This window comes from Streptomyces sp. NPDC058307, from assembly GCF_042880295.1.
Taxonomy (GTDB): domain Bacteria; phylum Actinomycetota; class Actinomycetes; order Streptomycetales; family Streptomycetaceae; genus Streptomyces.
In genome coordinates this window covers 1-1,000 of record NZ_JBHVYZ010000180.1, presented here as the reverse complement: position 1 = coordinate 1,000, position 1,000 = coordinate 1, and the positions used below count along the sequence as shown (strand labels likewise).

Annotated in this window: 2 protein-coding genes; one reads left to right on the top strand and one right to left on the bottom strand. The window is 72.1% G+C overall.

Translation table 11 applies throughout. From position 1 onward, the window contains the following. A partial coding sequence (locus ACFVYN_RS41425; RefSeq protein ID WP_390008125.1) for an alcohol dehydrogenase catalytic domain-containing protein occupies window positions 1–792 on the bottom strand: 792 nt, incomplete at its 3' end. 91 nt (window positions 793–883) lie between these two features. On the opposite strand from ACFVYN_RS41425, the gene ACFVYN_RS41420 reads away from it, so the two are divergent. Beyond that, a partial coding sequence (locus tag ACFVYN_RS41420) for a heavy-metal-associated domain-containing protein (RefSeq protein WP_390008128.1) occupies window positions 884–1,000 on the top strand: 117 nt, incomplete at its 3' end.

Here is a 1,000-nt window from a genome sequence, read left to right as displayed (position 1 = left end):
GCCGACCTGGACGTGCCGGCCGCGACGGCGCAGGGAGTTGACGGAGGCCGCGCAGGTGGCCGGGGAACCGAGGGCGTCCAGGGACACGTGCGCCCCACCGCCGGTCAGCTCGCGGATCGCCGCCGCGGTGTCCGGCGTGCCGGTCGCGTCCACGCACTCGGCCGCGCCGAACCTCCTCGCCAGCGCCAGGGCCCGCGGCGACACGTCCACGGCCACCACGCGGGCCCCCGAAGCGGCCGCGATCATCACCGCGGACAGGCCCACGCCGCCGCAGCCGTGCACCGCGACCCACTCCCCCGCCGTGGCCCGCCCCTGCTGCGCGACCGCCCTGAACGCCGTGGCGAAACGGCACCCCAGGGAGGCGGCCGTGGCGAAGGACATGTCTTGCGGTACGGCCACGAGGTTCACGTCGGCGTGGTCCAGCGCCACGTACTGGGCGAACGAGCCCCAGTGGGTGAAGCCGGGCTGTGTCTGGCGCTCGCAGACCTGGTGGTCGCCCCGCGCGCAGGACGCGCAGGTGCCGCAGGCGCAGACGAAGGGGACGGTCACCCGGTCACCGGGCTTCCAGTTGCTCACGCGGGGACCGACCGCCTCGACCGTGCCCGCCAGTTCATGGCCCGGCACGTGCGGGAGGGTGATGTCCGGGTCGTGTCCCTGCCAGCCGTGCCAGTCGCTTCTGCACAGGCCCGTGGCTTCCACCCGGACGACCACTCCGTGCTCCGGCGGACGGGGGTCTGGCACGTCCCGTATCCGTGCGGGTTCGCCGTACCGTTCGAAGACAACCGCTCGCATCCGCGTCTCCCGGAGCTCTCTTGGAGAAATACCCCCTAGGGGTATAGGCTGTGAACCCAGTAACCCCACACGCCTCGACGAGGAGAACGACATGACCGCCCAGACCGATACCCCGGGTACCGTCACCGCCGTCTACAAGGTGAGCGGGATGAGCTGCGGGCACTGCGAGGGTTCCGTTTCCGGTGAGATCTCCGAGATCGCGGGGGTC